This is a genomic window from Streptomyces sp. NPDC007991, assembly GCF_042958445.1.
GTDB lineage: Bacteria > Actinomycetota > Actinomycetes > Streptomycetales > Streptomycetaceae > Streptomyces.
In genome coordinates, this window is record NZ_JBIBJD010000011.1 from 333832 (window position 1) to 351461 (window position 17630).

A 17630-nucleotide genomic window follows, 5' to 3' on the forward strand; every position below is an offset into this window, starting at 1 on the left:
TCCATCAGACGGGCCCTAACCCGTCGCCAGCATCCCCGACCTCAGGCGGGCCACCGTGCGGGAGATCAGCCGGGAGACGTGCATCTGGGAGATGCCGAGGCGCTTGCCGATGTCCGCCTGGGTGAGTTCCTCCACGAAACGGAGGTGAAGGATGAGGCGCTGGCGTTCGTCGAGTTCGGCGACCAGGGGGGCCAGCGCGTGGAAGTCCTCGACGAGTCCCAGGGCCGGGTCCTCCTCGCCGATGAACTCGGAGAGCGTGCTGTCGCCGTCCTCCGGGTCGCCGGTGATCGCGGCGTCCAGGGACGAGGACAGGTAGCCGTTCGCCGCGACCTGGGCCTCGACGACCTCCTCCTCCGAGAGGTTCATCAGCGCCGCCAGTTCCCCGACCTTCGGCGCGCGGCCGAGGCGGGAGGCCAGTTCCTCGGTGGCCTTGGCGAGTTCCGTGCGGGCCTCCTGAAGGCGGCGCGGCACGTGTACGGCCCAGGAGGTGTCGCGGAAGAACCGCTTGATCTCGCCGATGATGTACGGCACCGCGAAGCTGGTGAACTGCACCTCGCGGGAGACCTCGAACCGGTCGATGGCCTTGATCAGCCCGATGACGCCGACCTGGACGACGTCCTCCATCGACTGGCCGCTCGCACGGAACCGGCGGGCCGCGAACCGCACCAGCGACATGTTCATCTCGATGAGCGTGTTGCGCGCGTACTGGTGTTCGGGGGTGCCCTCCTCCAGCACGGCGAGCCGCTCGAGGAACTGCCCGGTCAGCTCGCGCGCGTCCTGCGGGGCGAGCTTCTGCGGCTCGGCGATCTGCGGCAGCTCCGCACCGGTGTCGGTGCCGGAATCCGTCGTCGTGTCGATGCGCGTCGTCGTCACGGGCCCTCCCTCGTCGTCCGGCCCGCTCCCGTCCCCCGTCAGGCCACCTCCAGGCCGCTACCCGCAGTCGCCCCGAGCATGCCCCACGACCTGCCCGCCGAGACGTTGGCCACAGTCGGCGCAGGTCGGGGCGGTGACGGGGTACCCGCAAGCTCGGCTCACGGTACGGGCAGGAGGCGGGGCGGTGCGGCACGGAGGACTGGGCGGCGGAACGCGTGGGACGGTCAGTTGCCGTTTGACAACTATAGCCGTGGGACAACAATCTAGCCGTGATGTGCGGGCGCGGGGGAGGATCCGGGATGTTCGTCCCTTTGCCGCGACGGGCGGTTCAGGCAGTGCGGGTACCGGGCGCGGAGTCGTCGGCGTCGTCGTGTATCCGGGCCGCGGCCGCGTCGCAGAACGCCTCCAGGCCCTGCAGCAGCGCGACCCGCTTGCCCGCGGGCATCTGGTCGAGCACCGCGCGCAGCGTCTGCTCCCGGCGGACGCGCAGGTCGGCCAGGAAGGCGCGGCCCCGCCCGCTCAGGTGCAGCTGTACCTCGCGCCGGTCCGCCGCGCTCACCACGCGTTCGACGAACCCGGCCGCCTGGAGCCGGTCGCAGAGCCGGCTGGTCGAGGGCGGGGTGGAGGCGAGGGAGTCGGCGAGGGTGCGCAGGTTGATCCCCTCGTGGTGCTCCAGGATGAGCAGCACGCGCAGCTGGGACGCCGAGGCGGGTGCCGTGGAGGCCCGGCCCCAGATGACTTCCAGCAACTCCGCGGCCGTGGAGGTCACACGGGCGACCTCTGCTGGCTCAGGGCGGGGTCGGAGGGAAGTCACAGTCACACTCTCGCAGGCACCGGGATGGCCGTCAGCGTACTAGGCGAGCCGTGCCCGGGCCCCGCACCGGCCCCGGTACCGAGGGCCGATTCCGAGGACCCCGGAGATGTCCGGGGAGATGTCCGACCCAGGATCGAGGATTGGGCTTCGACCATCGTGACGACGATCGTGAACAGATTCGTGACCGCCGAGCGCGCCCTGCGCACGGCGGCTCCCCATCAACTGCTGGACGCGGTCCGTCGTGTACTGACCGATCAGTACGCGGCGGACTCCGTCGAGCTGTACCTGGCCGACTACGGACTGACGGTGCTTCAGCCGGTGTCCGAGCCGCCGCACACTCTGCGGCCGGTGTCCGTCGCCAACAGCCCGGCGGGCCGGGCCTTCGGCGCGCAGGAGCCGTATGCGGAAACCCTCTCGGGCGACCTCGTCCGCGTGCATCTGCCGGTCACCGTGCGCGGTGATCGCCTCGGTGTGCTGACGGTGACCCTGCCGGGCGGCGAGCACGCAGACGGCCGCTTCGGCGGGCACACCGACGGCCGCCTCGGCGAACTGGCCGAGATCGCCGAGGTGCTCGGGCACGAGATCGTCGTGGCCGAGCGGGACACCGACCTGTACCTCCAGGCGCGCCGCAGGGACCGGCTCACGCTGGCCGCCGAGATGCAGTGGCAGCTGCTGCCGGGCCGCTCCTGCGTCCGCCCCGAGTACGAGCTGGGCGCCCAGCTGGAACCGGCGTACGCGATCTTCGGTGACAACTTCGACTGGTCCGCCACGGCCGACCGGCTCAGTCTCTACGTCACCAACGGCATGGGCGAGGGCATAGAGGCCTCGCTGCTGACGAACCTGGCGATCAACGCGCTGCGCAACGCGCGCCGGGCCGGTCTCCCCCTCGCCGACCAGGCGGCCCTGGCCGATCAGGCGGTGCACGCGCACTACCGGGGCCGCTGCTACCTGTCCGTGCTCATGCTGGACATCGAGCTGGCCACCGGGCGGGTCCGGGCGGTGGACGCCGGTTCCCCGCGACTGCTGCGGCTGCGCCGGGGCGCGGTGGAGCGGGTGCCCTTCGACGCCCAGCTGCCGCTCGGCATGTTCGAGGAGACCGACTACGTGGCCCAGGAGTTCGCGGTCGAGCCCGGTGACCGGCTGGTCTTCGTCAGCGACGGGGTGTACGACGTCGGCTCCCCGGGCGGCGAGGCGTACGGGGACGCCGCCCTGGCCCGGGCGATCCAGTCGACCCGGCTGCTCCCGGCCGCCGAGGTGCCCCGGGCCGTCCTGCGCGAACTGTCCGGCCACCGCGGCAGACCCGTCCCGGACGACGACGCCCTGGTGGTGTGCCTGGACTGGCGTGGGCGGGAGGGGCCGGGGAAAGCGGAGGTCAAGGGGTGTGAGTGAGCGGCTGTTTGGAGGAGCCGTACGTCGGCCCTAATGTTTGTCATACGGCAAGTAATGGCTGAGGTGCTGCCGCGCGACCTCGGTCCGGCCCGTGCAAGGGAGCGATGCGAGTGTCGGTGTCGGTGTCGGAAGAGAACGCGGAACGAGAGCCGGCCGCACAGCGGGTGAGTGCCTTTCTCGAAAGGCGCCGGGAGCAGGTCGCCCAACGGTGGGCGGACGCCGCGCTGTTCCGCACGGTCTTCACCGTGTCCCGCGACGAGGCGGTGGAGGCGGGCAGGTCCGTGGCGGCGGCGCTGGCCGCGGTGGCGGCCGCCGGGCGGCTGGACGACATCCGGGCCTGCGGATTCGAGTCGGTGCGCGACCAGTTGGGGCGGATGGCCGCCTCCCGCGCCCGCATGGGCATCGACACGGACGGGCTGGCCGGCGAGGTGGCAGCCCTGCGCGAACCGGTGACCGACCTGCTGCGCGCCGAGTTCCCCGACCCCTGTGCCCCCGAGGCCCAGGAGAGTGTGCTGGCCCTCACCGTCCTGATGGGCACGCTGCGTCTGGTCGTACTGGAGACGACGGTCAGCGCGGGCGAGGAGGTGATCGCACGGCAGCGCGAGCAACTGCACGAAGTGGCCACGCCGGTGATCAAACTCTGGGAGAGCACCGTCGCCGTGCCGCTCATCGGCACGCTGGACAGCGCACGCAGCCAGACGGTCATGGAGAGTCTGCTCGACGCGATCGTCGCCGAGCGCGCCCGGTACGCCATTCTCGACATCACCGGCGTGCCCACGGTCGACTCGCTGGTCGCCCAGCACCTGATGAAGACGGTGGCCGCGGCCCGGCTGATGGGCGCCGAGTGCATCGTCTCCGGCATCCGGCCAGCTATCGCGCAGACCATCGTCCAGCTGGGCATCGACCTCGGCACGGTGCTCACCCGCGCGAGCCTGGCGGACGCCCTGGCCTACGCGCTCAGCCGGGAGGGCGTCGAGATCGCGCCGCTCCGGGCGGACAGCGCGGGCGCGCGATGACCGGCCCCTCGGCGAACGGGCCAGGGGGATTCGGGCCCCCGGTCGCCGGGCCCTCGGGCGGGCACGGCTTCACGGTGCCGGTGCTCCGGCTGGGCGACATCCTGCTGGTCACCCTCCAGGGGGAGCTGCACGACGGCATGGCCGAGCAGCTCCAGCAGGACATCACCGACCGGATCGCGCACACCAGGGTGACCGGCGTGGTCATCGACATCTCCGGCGTGGACATCGTCGACTCCTTCCTGGGGCGGGTCCTCGCCGAGATCGCCGCCGCCGCCGGACTGCTGGCCGCCCGTACGGTGCTGGCCGGGATGCGCCCCGCGGTGGCGATCACCCTGGTGGAGCTGGGGCTCACGCTGCCCGGACTGCGGACCGCCCTGGACGTCGAACGCGCGATGGAGCTGCTCGCCCCGGGTGAGCGGCAGGGAGAGGGGAGTCCGTGATGCGGGCCTCCCGCCATGCCGCCCCGGCCAGCCTGCCGATCGGCTCGGACGCCGACCTGGCCTGGGTGCGGCAGCAGGTCCGGCAGGCCGCCGCCGAGCTCGGGTTCGGCCTGGTGCAGCAGACCAAGCTCGTCACCGCCGCCAGCGAGCTGGCCCGCAACACCCTCGTCCACGGCGGAGGTGGCCATGTGGAGATCACCCCGCTGGACACCGGGCCGGCGCCCGGCCTGCGGCTGGCCTTCGTCGACGCCGGGCCCGGCATCCGCGACCTGGACCGGGCGATGACCGACGGCTACACCAGCGGCGGCGGGCTCGGACTCGGCCTGAGCGGGGCCAAGCGGCTGGTCCAGGAGTTCGAGGTGGACAGCCGGCCCGGTGAGGGGACCACCGTCACCGTCACCGCCTGGGCCACGGTCGTGCCGCCGGCCCGGCCGGGGCCGTGATGAGCAGGGTGTGGGACGTGCCGGTCGACGACTCGACCCGGGTGCGGGACGTCCGGGTCGCGGCGGAGACGGCCGGCGCGTGCGCGGGGCTCGGCCCGCACCGCATCGCGACCGCCGCGCTGGTGGCGACGGAGCTGGCGACCAACCTGGTGCGGCACGCGGACGGCGGCTACGTCCTCATCGACCTCGTCGAGCGCGCCACCGCCGACGGCCGGCGCCCGTCCGTGCAGCTCGTCGCGCTCGACCACGGCCCGGGCATCCCGGACGTCGCGGCGGCGATGCGCGACGGCTACACCACCGCGGCCTCCCTGGGCGCCGGCCTCGGCACGTGCCGGCGCATAGCGAACGACTTCGACCTGCACAGCGTGCCCGGCCGGGGCACGGTGGCCATGGCCCGTATCGACCACGAACCCCCCGTCGGCGGGTACCGGACGCCCCCGCGGGGCCCGCGCGCCGGTGGCGTCAACGTCCCCCTCGGCCGGGCCGAGCACTCCGGCGACGCCTGGAGCCGGGTCTGCGCCGGCGACCGCCACACCCTCCTGCTCGCCGACGGGCTCGGGCACGGGCCCAAGGCCGCGGAGGCGTCGGGCGCCGCCGTGGACGCGCTGCGTGACGTGGCCGACCGGCCGCCCGCCGAGATACTGCGGGCGCTTGGCCGGTCCCTGCGCCGCACCCGGGGCGCGGCGGTCGCCGTGGCCCAACTGGACCTGGGGTCAGGGCGGTTGCAGTTCGCCGGGATCGGCAACGTCGGCGCCCGGCTGCGCACCGACGGCACCTGGAAGGCGATGCTGTCCCAGCCCGGCATCGTGGGCGCGCAGGCCCCGGCGTCCGTGTCCGTGCAGCGGGAGCTGTGGCGAGGCGACAGTCTGCTCGTCCTGCACAGCGACGGCCTGCCCGGCCGCTGGACACCACCCGACGACACCGTGCTCCTCGGCTGTGACCCGGCGGTGGTGGCCGCGGTGGTGCTCCGCGACGCGGGCAGCGCGGCCCGCCCGGTGCGGGACGACACGTGTGTGGCGGTGCTGGGCGGGGGTCAAGGCGGGGGCGTCGGGAGTCGTCATGGCCCGGGGGGCTGAGGGGCATCGGGATCCCGCGCCGCCAGAAACCCCCGCAACCCCCGGCTCAGCGCCACCCGTTCCGCCGGTTCCATCGCGGCCAGTGCCGTGGCCAGGGCCCGTGCGCGGCGGACGGCGACATCGCCGAGGACGTGCCGGCCGTGCGGGGTGAGCCGTAGCTGTACCTCGCGCCGGGTGTCCGGGTGCGGGGCGCGTTCCAGGAGGCCGGCCGCCGCCAGGCGGTCGCACAGGCGGCTGGCCGTGGGGAGGCCGATGTCCAGCCGGTCCGCCAGGGCCGTCAGGTTCAGCCCGGGCGCCGCCTCCAGGGTGCGCAGGGCCCGCAGTTGGTGCAGGGACAGCCGCAGGGACGCGTCCTGGGCGGCGACCGACCACAGGGCCGTCAGGCTCTCCACGGCGTCGGCGATCTGTGCCGCGACGTCCTCCGGGCCATCACCCCGTCTCCTCGCCCGGGGATCGCCGGGGCCGCCGAAATCGGTCACGAAACGGTCACTTTCCATAAGCTCCGGGTACTGCAGAGGTCGCCCTCTTTCAAAGGCTGTACCCGATGAGCCGAGCGGCAAGCCGCCCCGTTCGCGCACCGTCCGTGCCGGGAGCTCAGCCCGCGCTGAGCCCCGTCAGCGCCGCGAGCGGCAGCGTGTGCTGGGTCTGGAGGACCTTCGCGCGCAGGTACCGGACGTTGTGCGCGGTGGTGAAGACGCCCGTGGGGACGCGGTCGCGGACGGCCACGCCCAGGTCGCGCAGCTGGGCGGCCTTGTCGGGGTTGTTGGAGAGCAGGTCCAGCTCGCCGATGCCCAGGGCCCGGAGCATCTGGGCCGCGGCCGTGTAGTCGCGGGCGTCCTCCGGCAGTCCCAGGGCCGCGTTCGCCTCGTAGGTGTCGAGGCCCTCGTCCTGGAGGGCGTACGCGTCGAGCTTGTTATAGAGGCCGATGCCCCGGCCCTCCTGGCGGAGGTAGAGGAGCACGCCGCCGCGCTCGGCGATGCGCTCGACGGCCTCGCGCAGCTGCGGGCCGCAGTCGCAGCGGGCCGAGCCGAACACGTCCCCGGTCAGGCACTCGGAGTGCAGCCGCACCAGCGGAACCGGGCCGGGCTCGCCCAGGACGACGGCCACGTGCTCCTGGCCGTCGGCCAGGCCGTGGAAGGTGACGACTTCGGCGTCGACCTCGTAGCCGTCGTGAAAGCGCAGTGGGACCCGGACGCGGGAGCGCGGGGTGGCGAGGACAGCGGGCGTGTCGGGCATGCGGGGCCTCCGGGTTCCGTTCCTGTTCGGCTGCACAGCCGTCGGCTTGCGGTCTGCTTCAGATTTGAAGCAGATCCACGTCCGGAACCCTACCCTTGCTTTAAATTTGAAGCAACGAGAAGCGTGAGGTCGAGGTGCGTTGTGACGTGTGTCACGAACAGGCCGTCGAGGACCTCCGTCGCCACGGCACGTCGTCCGACGCCGGCCGCGCCCCGTCCTCCTGGAGCCCCTGCGCGATCGCCGTGGCGATCTCCTCCAACTGCTCCACCTGCTCCTCGCTGAGCCGGTCGAACAGGAAGCTCCGCACGGTCTCGACGTGCCCGGGCGCCGCCCGGTCCAGTACGGCGAACCCGTCGTCCGTCAGGGCCGCGATGCTGCCCCGCTTGTCGTACCGGCAGGCCTCGCGCCGCAGCATGCCGTCCTTCTCCAGTCGCGTCACGGCGTACGTCAGCCGGCTGCGGGTGATCTTCAGCCGCTCGGCGAGGTCGGTCATGCGCAGCCGCCGCTCCGGGGACTCCGACAGGACGGACAGGATGGAGTAGTACAGGTGCGGCATGCCGGCGTCCTGCTGGAGCTGCCGGTCGATCGCGTCCTCCAGGAGGGAGGATGCGGCGATGTACGCGCGCCAGGCGCGTTGCTCCTCGGGGGTGAGCCAGCGAGTCGTCATGCCGCCAGTGTAGGTTTGTTTCAAACTTGAACCAAGCCCTGTCCAGTCCGCCGTCCCGACCAGCCGCGGAGCGTCGATGTCCCACCCGTACGTCCTGCTGTCCGCCGCCGTCTCCCTCGACGGCTACCTGGACGACACCGGTCCCGAACGCCTGCTGCTGTCCAGCCCGGCCGACTTCGACCGGGTCGACGAGGTCCGTGCCTGCGTCGACGCGATCCTCGTCGGCGCCGGCACCATCCGCGCCGACAACCCGCGGCTGCTGGTGAACTCACCCGAGCGCCGCTCCGCCCGGGTGGCCGCGGGCCGGCCGGAGTACCCGCTCAAGGTCACCGTCAGCGGCTCCGGCGACCTCGACCCGGGCGCCCGGTTCTGGCACACCGGCGGCGAGAAGGTCCTGTACACCACCGACCGGGGCGCACAGCGCGCCGGTGCCCTCGGCATCGCCGCCGACGTCGTCCCGCTCGGCGCCGACCTCGACTGGCGGCGGCTCCTCACCCACCTGCACGACGTCCGCGGCGTACGACGGCTCATGGTCGAGGGCGGCGGCCTGATCCACACCCAGCTCCTCACCCAGGGCCTGGCCGACGAACTCCAGCTGGTCCTCGCCCCGCTCTTCGTGGGCGACCCCGGGGCACCCCGCCTCTTCGGACCCGGCGGCTACCAGTCCGGCCGGCTCCGGCTGCTGGAGACCCGGCGGATCGAGGACGTCGTCCTCATGCGCTACGAGCCGACCGCCCCCGGCACCGGCCCCCTCCCCTCCGCCGCCGACCACCACTGGCTGGCCCTCGCCTGCGAACTGGCCGCGCGGTGCCCGCCGTCGGACACGGCGTTCAGCGTCGGCGCGGTGGTGGTCGCGGCCGACGGCACGGAACTGGCCCGGGGGCACTCCCGCGAGGGCGGCGACCCGCTCGCGCACGCCGAGGAGGCGGCCCTGGCCAAGCTCGACCCGGCCGACCCCGGGCTCGCCGGCGCCACGGTCTACAGCAGCCTGGAGCCCTGCGCCCGCCGGGCCTCCCGCCCCGCACCCTGCGCCCGGCTGATCCTCGACGCGGGCGTACGGCGCGTGGTCACGGCCTGGCGCGAGCCGGACACCTTCGTGGCGGACGCCGACGGCAGCGGCCTGCTGGCGGCCCGGGGAGTGGAGGTCCTCGTCCTCTCGGAGCACGAGCAGCAGGCCAAGGCACCCAACCGTCACCTGCTGCGCAGCCGCTGAACACCGGGTGTGCGCGAGCGGTCCCGCGGATGGCGTACACTGGTGTCACAACGACGCGGGGTGGAGCAGCTCGGTAGCTCGCTGGGCTCATAACCCAGAGGTCGCAGGTTCAAATCCTGTCCCCGCTACTGAAGGCCGAGGGCCGGAATCCGAAAGGGTTCCGGCCCTCGGTGTTTTCCCTGAACTCGCCCTTACTCTCGGTGAGCGAATCGCGCCGCTCCGCATGACAACTGACACGCCGTCAAAGACCGTGAGTCGCTTACGAGGCGGTCAACTCGCCCGTTTTGGGCTGGTCGTGGCGGGTTGGTTCGCGCGAAAAAGGTTAATGATCAAGCGGAACCGCTGGAATACCCACCGCGCGTCTATTAACGTTCGATAACGCAGCGCGGTCGTCCCAGCCGTCACAGAAGGCGGCTCCGTGCGCACGCGCCGAATCCCGAAAGGGAACCGGGGAACCACCACTTGGGGTGAATCGAGCGGATGCCGCCGTGGAAGCACGGCCGGTATACGCGCGTAGGAGACCTTCCTGCTCCGAACCCGTCAGCTAACCCGGTAGGCGAGAAGGAAGGAAAGGAGTACGCCCACGTGGCGTCCAACCGGCCTGCCCCCGCGGCCCCGTCCGCGCCGAACCAGCGCGACACCGAAACCTTCGGCTACGGCGGTCACCACACCGACGAGGGCCCGTTCCAGGAATGGAACCCCACCGCGGAGTCCATCCGTCCCATCCGCGGCCGGCATCGCGTCACCAAGCAGCGCGGCGGAGGACTCGCGCGCAGCTCCACCGTCCTGGGCGTCGGCGTCATAGCAGCCGTGGGCGCGGGCGGCATGGCCAGCGCCCAGACCGGCAAGCCGCCGGTGTCGATCTCCGTCCCGGACCTGCCCTCGGTGGGTTCCCTCATCTCGGACGACGACACCCCCGAAGGCTCCGCCACCCCGCTCAGCAGCCTCGGCACGGCCGCCGCCGAAACCGAGCAGGGCACCTCCGGCGCCGGTGAGGCACTGCGCGCCCGGATCATGGCGCAGGTCGAGCACCAGCAGGAACAGATCGAGACCAAGGCCGCGCAGGACGCCGCCGAAGCCGCCCAGAAGGCGGCCACGGAAGCCGCCGCCAAGGCCGAGAAGGAAGCCAAGGCCAAGGCCGCCGAAGCCAAGAGGAAGGCGGAGGAGGAGGCCCGGAAGAAGGCCGAGGCCGAGCGGCTCGCCGCCCTCGCCAAGCAGTACACACTGCCGACCTCCGCGTACACCATCACCTCGACCTTCGGTCAGTCCGGCGCCTACTGGTCCTCCGGCTACCACACCGGCCTCGACTTCGCCGCCCCCACGGGCACGCCGATCAAGGCGGTGCACAGCGGCACCATCACCGAGGCCGGCTGGAGCGGCTCGTACGGCTACAAGACGGTCCTGACCCTCGATGACGGCACGGAGATCTGGTACGCGCACCAGTCGTCCATCGGCGTCAGCGTCGGCCAGAAGGTCAGCACGGGCGACGTCATCGGCCGCGTGGGCGCGACCGGCAACGTCACCGGGGCGCATCTGCACCTCGAGGTCCACACCGGTGGTTCCAACAGCGGCATCGACCCGATGGCGTGGCTGCGGGGCAAGGGCCTGAACGTCTGAGCGGCGGTGTTCCGGGTTTCCCGCGGGGAGTTCGTGCGGGGAGCGTGCGGGGGGCGTTTACGGGACTTTTGCGTCCGCTGTGGAATGAGCCTCCCCCGCACGGCCGTTGACACGGAGCATGACTTCTCTTCGCAAGCTCGGCTCCTCCGGCCTCGAGGTCTTCCCGCTCGCCCTCGGCGGCAACGTCTTCGGCTGGACGGCTGACGAGGCTCAGTCCTTCGCCGTCCTCGACGCGTACGCCGCCGCCGGCGGCAACTTCGTCGACACCGCCGACGTCTACTCGGCGTGGGTGGACGGCAACCAGGGCGGCGAGTCCGAGACCGTGCTCGGCAAGTGGCTGACGTCACGCGGCAACCGCGCGGACGTCGTCGTCGCCACGAAGGTCAGCCAGCACCCCGAGTTCCAGGGCCTGTCCGCCGCCAACATCAAGGCCGCCGCCGACGCCTCCCTGCGGCGCCTCGGCACCGACTACATCGACCTCTACTACACCCACTTCGACAAGCCCGAGGTGCCGGTGGAGGAGATCATCGGCGCACTCGACGACCTCGTGAGGGCCGGGAAGGTCCGGCACATCGCCGCCTCCAACATCTCCGCGGAGCGGCTGCGGGCCTCACTGGAGTTCTCCGACCGCGAGGGGCTCGCCCGGTACGTGGCCCTCCAGCCCCACTACAACCTGGTCTCCCGAGACACCTACGAGGGCGAGCTCCAGGACCTCGCCGCGCGGACCGGCCTGGCGGCCGTCCCGTACTACGCGCTCGCGTCCGGCTTCCTGACCGGCAAGTACCGGCCCGGTACGACCGTCGACAGCGCGCGGGCGGGCGGTGCCGCCCAGCACCTTCAGACCGAGCGGGGCCGCCGGGTCCTCGACGCCCTCGACGAGATCTCCGCGGCCCACGACGTCCCCGCCGCCACGGTCGCCCTCGCCTGGCTCGCGGCCCAGCCGACGGTCGTGGCGCCGATCGCTTCCGCGCGGACGGTGGAGCAACTGCCCGCGCTGATCGGCGTCGGGGAGCTGACGCTGACGGAGGCGGAGCTCGGGCGGCTCACGGAGGCCTCGGCCTGACGGTTTCCGCCAGGCGGGGCTGACCCGGGTGTCCGCTACGGCCGGTACGGGTTGTACGCGGGGTGCCCGAGGTGCCCGAGGTACGGGCTCGGTGTCGGCGTCGTCGCGTACCCGTACCCGTACGCCCCGTGCACCGGCCAGGGCGGGGCCGCCACCGGTACCGGAGGGGCCGTGATCCGCGCGGCGTGGTCCAGCGCGGGGCGAGCCACCTCCCGGCGTCGCCACAGTTCGTCCAGCAGTTCCCGCTCCCGTACGACGAAGTCGGCACCGGCGCGGCCGCGGCGGCCCCGGTGCCGCAGGAACGCCAGGGACGTCGCGTACGCCTCGTACCGCGCGACCTCGCGCGCCGCCGCCCGGCCCGCGTGGCGGCGGGCGTACTGGCGGGCGATCCGCCGGGCCCGCATCGAGCCGAGCGCGTACGGCTCGACCGGGGACAGCCACCCGGCCACGGCGTAGGCGGGCAGCTCCGCCTGTACGGTCTTCAGCTCCCGCTGCCGCGTCCAGACCACCAGCCACGTCAGCAGCCCGAAGATGGGCACCATGAACGCCGCGTACACGGCGAAGAACCCGTACTCGCCGAACGCCGACGAGGCGTTCCACATCGCGTGCATGCCCATCGCGAGCAGCAGCCCGGAGAGCGGGAAGGCGACACGGCGGACGTGCTGGCGGTCCGCCGCGAGCGCGGAGACACCGAAGCCGATGCCGGTCAGCACGGTGAAGAGCGGGTGCGCGAACGGCGACATGATGATGCGCACGAAGAAGGTCGCCGCCGTGACGGAGGCGATGCCGGTGCCGCCGGTGAGCTGGTCGGTGCCGAAGGCGGTGCCCAGGTAGAGGATGTTCTCCGTGAACGCGAAGCCGGTGGCCGTGACGCCGGCCGCGACCACTCCGTCGAGGATGCCGGTGAAGTCGCGGCGGCGGAAGAGGAAGACCAGGAGGACGGCCGCCGCCTTGGCGATCTCCTCGACCACCGGCGCTATCACGGTCGCGCCGAGCGTGTCCGCGCTGGACGGGTCCGCCGTCGCCGTCGCTATCCATCTCGTCGCGAAGCTGTTGGCGACGATCGCTATGAGCGCCGCCGCGCAGGCGCCCCAGGCGAAGCAGAACAGCAGGTTGCGCCAGGGGCCCGGTTCGACCCGGTCCAGCCAGCGGAACGCGGCTATGAGCAGGGGCACCGGGAGCGTGGCCAGCCCCAGCCCGACCAGGAACCCTTCCGTGCCGGTCTCCTCGCGGACCAGGGCGAGGATGACGAGCCCGGATATCGCGAGCAGCGTGGTCGGCGCGCCGTAGCGCACCCAGGTGCGCTGCCACCAGTGGGCGTGCCGCAGGGGGCCGGCGGCGGGTGCGCCGCCGGCGGGACCACGGGGACAGGGATGTGGGGGGCAGGTGGCCACGGCATTGACCCTAACGACGGATGGGCGCTGACCGCAGGCGGGGAGGGATATGGGTGCGGTGCGAGTGCGGTCAGGCGCCGGCGGGGGGTTGGTCCACGTGCTGTACGCGACGGAAGAGGAGGTCGTTCACGACATGTCCCTTGTCCAGTCCCTGGCCCTCGAAACGGGTCAGGGGACGGAAGTCGGGACGGGGCGCGAAACCGCCGTCCGCCTGGGTGTTCTCGAAGTCGGGATGTGCCGTGAGTACGTCGAGCATCTGTTCGGCGTACGGTTCCCAGTCGGTGGCGCAGTGCACGATCGCGCCGGGCCTGAGGCGGGTGGCGGCGAGGGTCAGGAAGTCGGGCTGGATGAGCCTGCGCTTGTGGTGCCGCTTCTTGGGCCAGGGGTCGGGGAAGTAGACGCGCAGGCCGTCGAGGGAGTCCTGGGTGAGCATCTCGCGCAGAAGGATGATCGCGTCGCCGTTGCCGACCCGGATGTTGGACAGGCCGTTGTGGTCGGCGAGGTTGAGCAGGTTGCCCTGGCCGGGGGTGTGGACGTCGACGGCGAGGATGTTGGTGGTGGGGTCGGCGGCGGCCATCCGGGCGGTGGCCTCGCCCATGCCGAAGCCGATCTCCAGGACGACGGGGTTGTCGTTGCCGAACAGGTCGGCCAGGTCGAGGGTCCTGCTGCCGTCGATGTCGAGGCCCCACTTGGGCCACAGGCGCTGGAGCGCGTCCGCTTGACCGGCGGTGACGCGGCTGCGGCGGGGCTGGAAACTCCGGATCCGCCGCTCGAAGTGCGACCCGGCGGGGTCGGCCTTCGGCCCGTCGGGGAAGCGCGGCTCACCTTTGACCCGGCTGTGCCGGATGGAGGCACCGGGGGCGGGCGGCTGGGGGCTTTCGGGGGTATTCACGGAGTCAGACACAGTGAGACCGATTTTACGGCCGCGCTGGGGTGGCTGGGTGGCCGCCTACGCGGGTGGGGTGGGTGCCTGCGGCGGCCTGCGCGGGTGTGGGGGGGCGCGTCGCGCCTGACGCCGAGTGGTGGGTCGGGGCCACGCCGGGGGGTGTCCGTCCTCGGAACGGCGCGATGGGGTCGGACACCAATTAACCGTCCGTTGACGCGCCAACCGCTGCGGGCGGACACCCCCCGACACGTCCCCTTCTCGCCGTGGGCGGGTGCGGGTGCGTCGTGGTTGCCCCGGCTGCGGGCAGTCGTGCCTCTGCCCGTGCCTTAAGGGCCTGGGGGGTGCCCCCAGGGCGGCTTGGGTGGGCGCAGCGGCACCCTGCTCCGCTGGGCTGCGGACCCACTCGGCCTCAGTGAGAACCCCGAGTAGCTCGCATCCCTCTGGCCGGTCACAGTGCGCTCAACGCTCTGCGGGCCACCTCCCTGCCGATCGGCAGGGATGCCGTAGCCGCGGGGGACGGTGCGTTCAGTACATGGACCGTGCGCGCGCCCTCGCGGATCAGGAAGTCGTCCACCAGCGTGCCGTCCCGCAGGACCGCCTGGGCCCGGACCCCCGCCGCCGTCGGCACCAGGTCGTCCTCGGACACCCCGGGCAACAACCTCCGCACCGCCTCCGTGAACGCCCCCTTGGACAGCGACCGCCGCAGCTCCCCCGCCCCGTACCGCCAGTGCCGCCGGGCGATCCGCCAGGAGCCCGGCCAGGCCAGCGTCGACCCCAGCTCCCGCGCCCGGACCGTCCCCCATCCGTACCCCTCGCGGGCCAGCGCCGGGACCGCGTTGGGCCCGATGTGGACGCCCCCGTCGATCCCGCGCGTGAGATGCACCCCGAGGAAGGGGAACGCCGGGTCGGGGACCGGATAGACCAGGCCCCGCACCAGCTCCGGCCGGGCCAGCTCGTAGTACTCGCCCCTGAACGGCACGATCCGGACGTCCGGGTCGTCCCCGGTCAGCCGGGCGATCTCGTCGCTGTGGAGGCCGGCGCAGTTCACCAGCACCCGCCCGCGCACGATGTCCCCGGTGGACGTGAGCACGGCGACTCCGCGCTCGGAGCGGCGGTCGACGCGCACGACCCGCGTGCCGTAGCGGATCTCCGCGCCCGAGCCGTGGGCCAGCTGGCGGGCGACCGCGACGAAGTCGCAGATACCGGTCGTACCGACGTGTATCGCGGCGAGGCCCCGCACCTCCGGCTCGTACTCCGCGATCTGGGGCCCGCCCAGTTCACGGACCGGGATGCCGTTCTCCCGGCCGCGCTGCACGAGTGCGTGCAGGCGGGGGAGCTCCGCGCGGTCGGTCGCGACGATCAGCTTGCCGGTGACCGCGTGCGGGATGCCGTACTCGGCGCAGAACTTGACCATCTCCGCCGCGCCCCCCACCGCGTAGCGCGCCTTGAGGGAGCCGGGGCGGTAGTAGATGCCGCTGTGGATGACGCCGCTGTTGCGGCCCGTCTGGTGCCGGGCCGGGCCCGGTTCCTTCTCCAGGACCGTGACACGTGTGCCCGGTGCGGCGCGTGTGATCGCGTACGCCGTCGACAGACCGACGATCCCCCCGCCGATCACCAGCACGTCACAGTCGTACGCGATCTCCGGCACTCGCGTCACCCGCACCACCTCCCGCTTCGATAGTGCACTGCGCCACTGACAATGCCTTCAAACGCGGGGACGGCAGCATCCCTGCCCGGTTACGCCGGAGCCATCAGCAGCGGCCGTGCGCGTTCACGCAGCTCGACCACCCGTGGCTCGTCACCGTACGGCTCCAGCCGGTGCAGGAGGTCCTTGACGTACTCGGTGGTACGGGCCGAGGAGATGCGTCCGGCGACCTCCACCGCTCGCACGCCCTGCTCGCACGCCGCGTCCAGGTTCCCCGACTCCAGTTCGGCCACCGCCGAGACGACCAGGCGCAGGCCGTGGGAGCGGACGAACTCCTCGGTGGGCTTCGACAGGGCCTGTTCCGTGAAGCGGCGGACCTGGCGGGGCGCCTTGAGGTCGCGGTAGCACTCGGCCGCGTCGGCGGCGAAGCGGTCGTAGGAGTAGAAGCCGAGCCAGCTCGGGTCGTGGTCGCCGGGGCGGGCGCGCTCCAGCCAGCTCTCGGCCGCCTTCAGGGCGCCGCCGGCCGCCTGGGCGTCACCGGCACGCGCGTGTGCCCGGGCCTCGACGAGGCGGAAGAAGCTCATGGTGCGTGCCGTGGCCAGGCCGCGGTTGCGTTCGAGGGCGGCCTGGGCGAGGTCCACGCCCTCGTCGCCGAAGCCGCGGTAGGTGGCCTGGAGGGACATGGAGGCCAGGACGTAGCCCCCCAGGGGGACGTCCGCCGCGGCCCGGGCCAGGCGCAGGGCCTGGATGTAGTAGCGCTGGGCCGCTTCCTGCTGGCCCGTGTCGAAGGCCATCCAGCCCGCGAGCCGCGTGAGTTCGGCGGAGGCGCCGAAGAGGGCCCGGCCCACCTCGTCGGAGTAGGAGCCGAGCAGCAGCGGTGCCGCCTCGACCCTTAAGCATTCCGGGACCATCGACGAACGCCAGTCGCCGCCGCCGTACTTGGAGTCCCAGCGCCGCGCGTCCTCGGCGGCCTCCCGCAGCTTCTGCACATCGCTGTGGCCGACTTTGAGCGGTGCGCCGGAGCCCTCGCCGGGACCCACGTCACGCGCGACCGAACTGTCGGCCGGGGTTATCAGCCATCGTGAGGCGGGCGTCGCGTACGCGCTCACCGCGAACGATCCGGCCAGCGACTGCCAGATGCCGCCCCCGGCGCGGCGGCCCGCGAGGTCGAGACGGTACAGCTCCGTCGCGGACTTCACCGCCTGTCCGACGTCTCGCGGGAAGGCGAGGCCGACTTCGGGGGCGGGGTCCGCGTCCGCCAGGCCGATCTCGTGGAGCGGCACCGGGCGGCCGAGCTTCTGGCCGATGGCGGCGGCGATCAGGTGGGGCGCCGCACCCTGCGGCACCATGCCCTTCGACACCCAGCGCGCCACCGACGTCTTGTCATAGCGAAGCGTCAGTCCTCGCTGAGCGCCAAGGTCGTTGACGCGCCGCGCGAGGCCTGCGTTGCTGATTCCCGCGAGGGCGAGAACGGCGCCGAGTTTTTCGTTCGGCCCGCGTTGCTCCCTGGACATGCGCCACCCCTCGACACAGACGGCTGCCGACGTTGGCATAACCACGCGGCATTCGTAAACCCAGCGTAGTTCGCCGCATCCCAAGCGTTAAGGGGCATTGTTCCGGTTGGCGGGATTGTGGTCCGCACTGAAGTGCGGTTCGGATACGGGCTGTTGCGATGTGCTCCCAGTGTGTGGCCGTGCGCCTGTCCGTGCGCTCTTCTCCGGCCACCGCGGGAGCGGTTCCATGGTCGTTGCGTGGGTCGGCCCGCTGTACTGGATCCAGTGGGCTGGGGGATACCGCCGCCTACATCCCCGCGGGCGGCGGAACGGTCCGGGAGGCGTGCTCCGTCTCCCGGACTGCG

General features: G+C 72.4%; 17 protein-coding genes, 1 tRNA gene and 1 riboswitch. Of the genes, 9 read left to right on the top strand and 9 right to left on the bottom strand.

What is annotated here, in order from left to right; genetic code table 11:
• Positions 1-15: 15 nt before the first annotated feature.
• A complete protein-coding gene (locus tag ACFZDA_RS30840; protein WP_391088131.1) occupies positions 16-858 on the bottom strand; it encodes a SigB/SigF/SigG family RNA polymerase sigma factor in 843 nt (280 codons plus the stop codon).
• Between the two features lie 343 nt (positions 859-1201).
• Positions 1202-1642 (bottom strand): MarR family transcriptional regulator, encoded by a 441-nt coding sequence (locus ACFZDA_RS30845; protein WP_391088019.1) that lies wholly within the window; start codon positions 1640-1642, stop codon positions 1202-1204.
• A 213-nt stretch (positions 1643-1855) separates the two neighbouring features.
• Between ACFZDA_RS30845 and ACFZDA_RS30850 the strand changes: the two genes are divergently transcribed.
• The 5 genes from ACFZDA_RS30850 to ACFZDA_RS30870 all read left to right on the top strand — a co-directional run bounded on the left by ACFZDA_RS30850 (position 1856) and on the right by ACFZDA_RS30870 (position 6051).
• Positions 1856-3076 (top strand): SpoIIE family protein phosphatase, encoded by a 1221-nt coding sequence (locus tag ACFZDA_RS30850; RefSeq protein WP_391088022.1) that lies wholly within the window; start codon positions 1856-1858, stop codon positions 3074-3076.
• Positions 3077-3192: 116 nt separating this feature from the next.
• On the top strand, positions 3193-4092 hold the full coding sequence (locus ACFZDA_RS30855; protein ID WP_391088025.1) for an RsbRD N-terminal domain-containing protein: 900 nt from the start codon (positions 3193-3195) through the stop codon (positions 4090-4092).
• A complete protein-coding gene (locus ACFZDA_RS30860) occupies positions 4089-4532 on the top strand; it encodes an STAS domain-containing protein (RefSeq protein ID WP_391088028.1) in 444 nt (147 codons plus the stop codon). Before ACFZDA_RS30855 ends, ACFZDA_RS30860 begins: the two co-directional genes overlap by 4 nt.
• On the top strand, positions 4532-4975 hold the full coding sequence (locus ACFZDA_RS30865) for an ATP-binding protein (protein WP_391088029.1): 444 nt from the start codon (positions 4532-4534) through the stop codon (positions 4973-4975). Before ACFZDA_RS30860 ends, ACFZDA_RS30865 begins: the two co-directional genes overlap by 1 nt.
• Positions 4975-6051, top strand: coding sequence for a SpoIIE family protein phosphatase (locus ACFZDA_RS30870; RefSeq protein WP_391088032.1), 1077 nt, complete (start codon positions 4975-4977; stop codon positions 6049-6051). The genes ACFZDA_RS30865 and ACFZDA_RS30870 overlap by 1 nt, the downstream gene beginning before the upstream one ends.
• Here the strand turns inward: ACFZDA_RS30870 and ACFZDA_RS30875 are convergent.
• From ACFZDA_RS30875 to ACFZDA_RS30885, 3 genes are all read right to left on the bottom strand, one after another.
• On the bottom strand, positions 6033-6530 hold the full coding sequence (locus ACFZDA_RS30875) for a MarR family transcriptional regulator (protein ID WP_391088034.1): 498 nt from the start codon (positions 6528-6530) through the stop codon (positions 6033-6035). The genes ACFZDA_RS30870 and ACFZDA_RS30875 overlap by 19 nt on opposite strands.
• Positions 6531-6645: 115 nt before the next feature.
• The gene (gene ribA / locus ACFZDA_RS30880) at positions 6646-7287 is read right to left on the bottom strand and encodes a GTP cyclohydrolase II (protein ID WP_307176110.1); all 642 of its coding nucleotides are present in this window, start codon (positions 7285-7287) and stop codon (positions 6646-6648) included.
• A gap of 151 nt (positions 7288-7438) precedes the next feature.
• Positions 7439-7954 (bottom strand): MarR family transcriptional regulator, encoded by a 516-nt coding sequence (locus ACFZDA_RS30885; protein ID WP_391088038.1) that lies wholly within the window; start codon positions 7952-7954, stop codon positions 7439-7441.
• Between the two features lie 76 nt (positions 7955-8030).
• Here ACFZDA_RS30885 and ACFZDA_RS30890 point away from each other — a divergent pair, with 76 nt between their 5' ends.
• The 4 genes from ACFZDA_RS30890 to ACFZDA_RS30905 all read left to right on the top strand — a co-directional run bounded on the left by ACFZDA_RS30890 (position 8031) and on the right by ACFZDA_RS30905 (position 11847).
• The gene (locus ACFZDA_RS30890; protein ID WP_391088041.1) at positions 8031-9167 is read left to right on the top strand and encodes a dihydrofolate reductase family protein; all 1137 of its coding nucleotides are present in this window, start codon (positions 8031-8033) and stop codon (positions 9165-9167) included.
• Positions 9168-9221: 54 nt separating this feature from the next.
• Positions 9222-9295, top strand: a tRNA-Met gene (locus ACFZDA_RS30895).
• Positions 9296-9584: 289 nt separating this feature from the next.
• Positions 9585-9741, top strand: a riboswitch (cyclic di-AMP (ydaO/yuaA leader).
• An 11-nt stretch (positions 9742-9752) separates the two neighbouring features.
• On the top strand, positions 9753-10784 hold the full coding sequence (locus ACFZDA_RS30900) for a peptidoglycan DD-metalloendopeptidase family protein (RefSeq protein WP_391088043.1): 1032 nt from the start codon (positions 9753-9755) through the stop codon (positions 10782-10784).
• Between the two features lie 118 nt (positions 10785-10902).
• Complete coding sequence (locus ACFZDA_RS30905) at positions 10903-11847, top strand: aldo/keto reductase (RefSeq protein WP_391088045.1); 945 nt, start codon at positions 10903-10905, stop codon at positions 11845-11847.
• A 35-nt stretch (positions 11848-11882) separates the two neighbouring features.
• On the opposite strand, the gene ACFZDA_RS30910 is transcribed toward ACFZDA_RS30905, so the two are convergent.
• The 4 genes from ACFZDA_RS30910 to ACFZDA_RS30925 all read right to left on the bottom strand — a co-directional run bounded on the left by ACFZDA_RS30910 (position 11883) and on the right by ACFZDA_RS30925 (position 17286).
• Positions 11883-13241, bottom strand: a complete 1359-nt coding sequence (locus ACFZDA_RS30910) for a PrsW family glutamic-type intramembrane protease (RefSeq protein WP_391088047.1) — start codon at positions 13239-13241, stop codon at positions 11883-11885.
• 70 nt (positions 13242-13311) lie between these two features.
• Positions 13312-14145: a tRNA (guanosine(46)-N7)-methyltransferase TrmB gene (gene trmB, locus ACFZDA_RS30915; RefSeq protein ID WP_391088050.1), complete on the bottom strand. Its 834-nt coding sequence runs from the start codon at positions 14143-14145 to the stop codon at positions 13312-13314.
• A gap of 430 nt (positions 14146-14575) precedes the next feature.
• Entirely contained in the window at positions 14576-15790 is a 1215-nt protein-coding gene (gene lhgO / locus ACFZDA_RS30920; protein WP_391088054.1) for an L-2-hydroxyglutarate oxidase, read from the bottom strand.
• Positions 15791-15864: 74 nt separating this feature from the next.
• The gene (locus ACFZDA_RS30925) at positions 15865-17286 is read right to left on the bottom strand and encodes an MFS transporter (protein ID WP_391088057.1); all 1422 of its coding nucleotides are present in this window, start codon (positions 17284-17286) and stop codon (positions 15865-15867) included.
• Between the last annotated feature and the right edge of the window lie 344 nt (positions 17287-17630).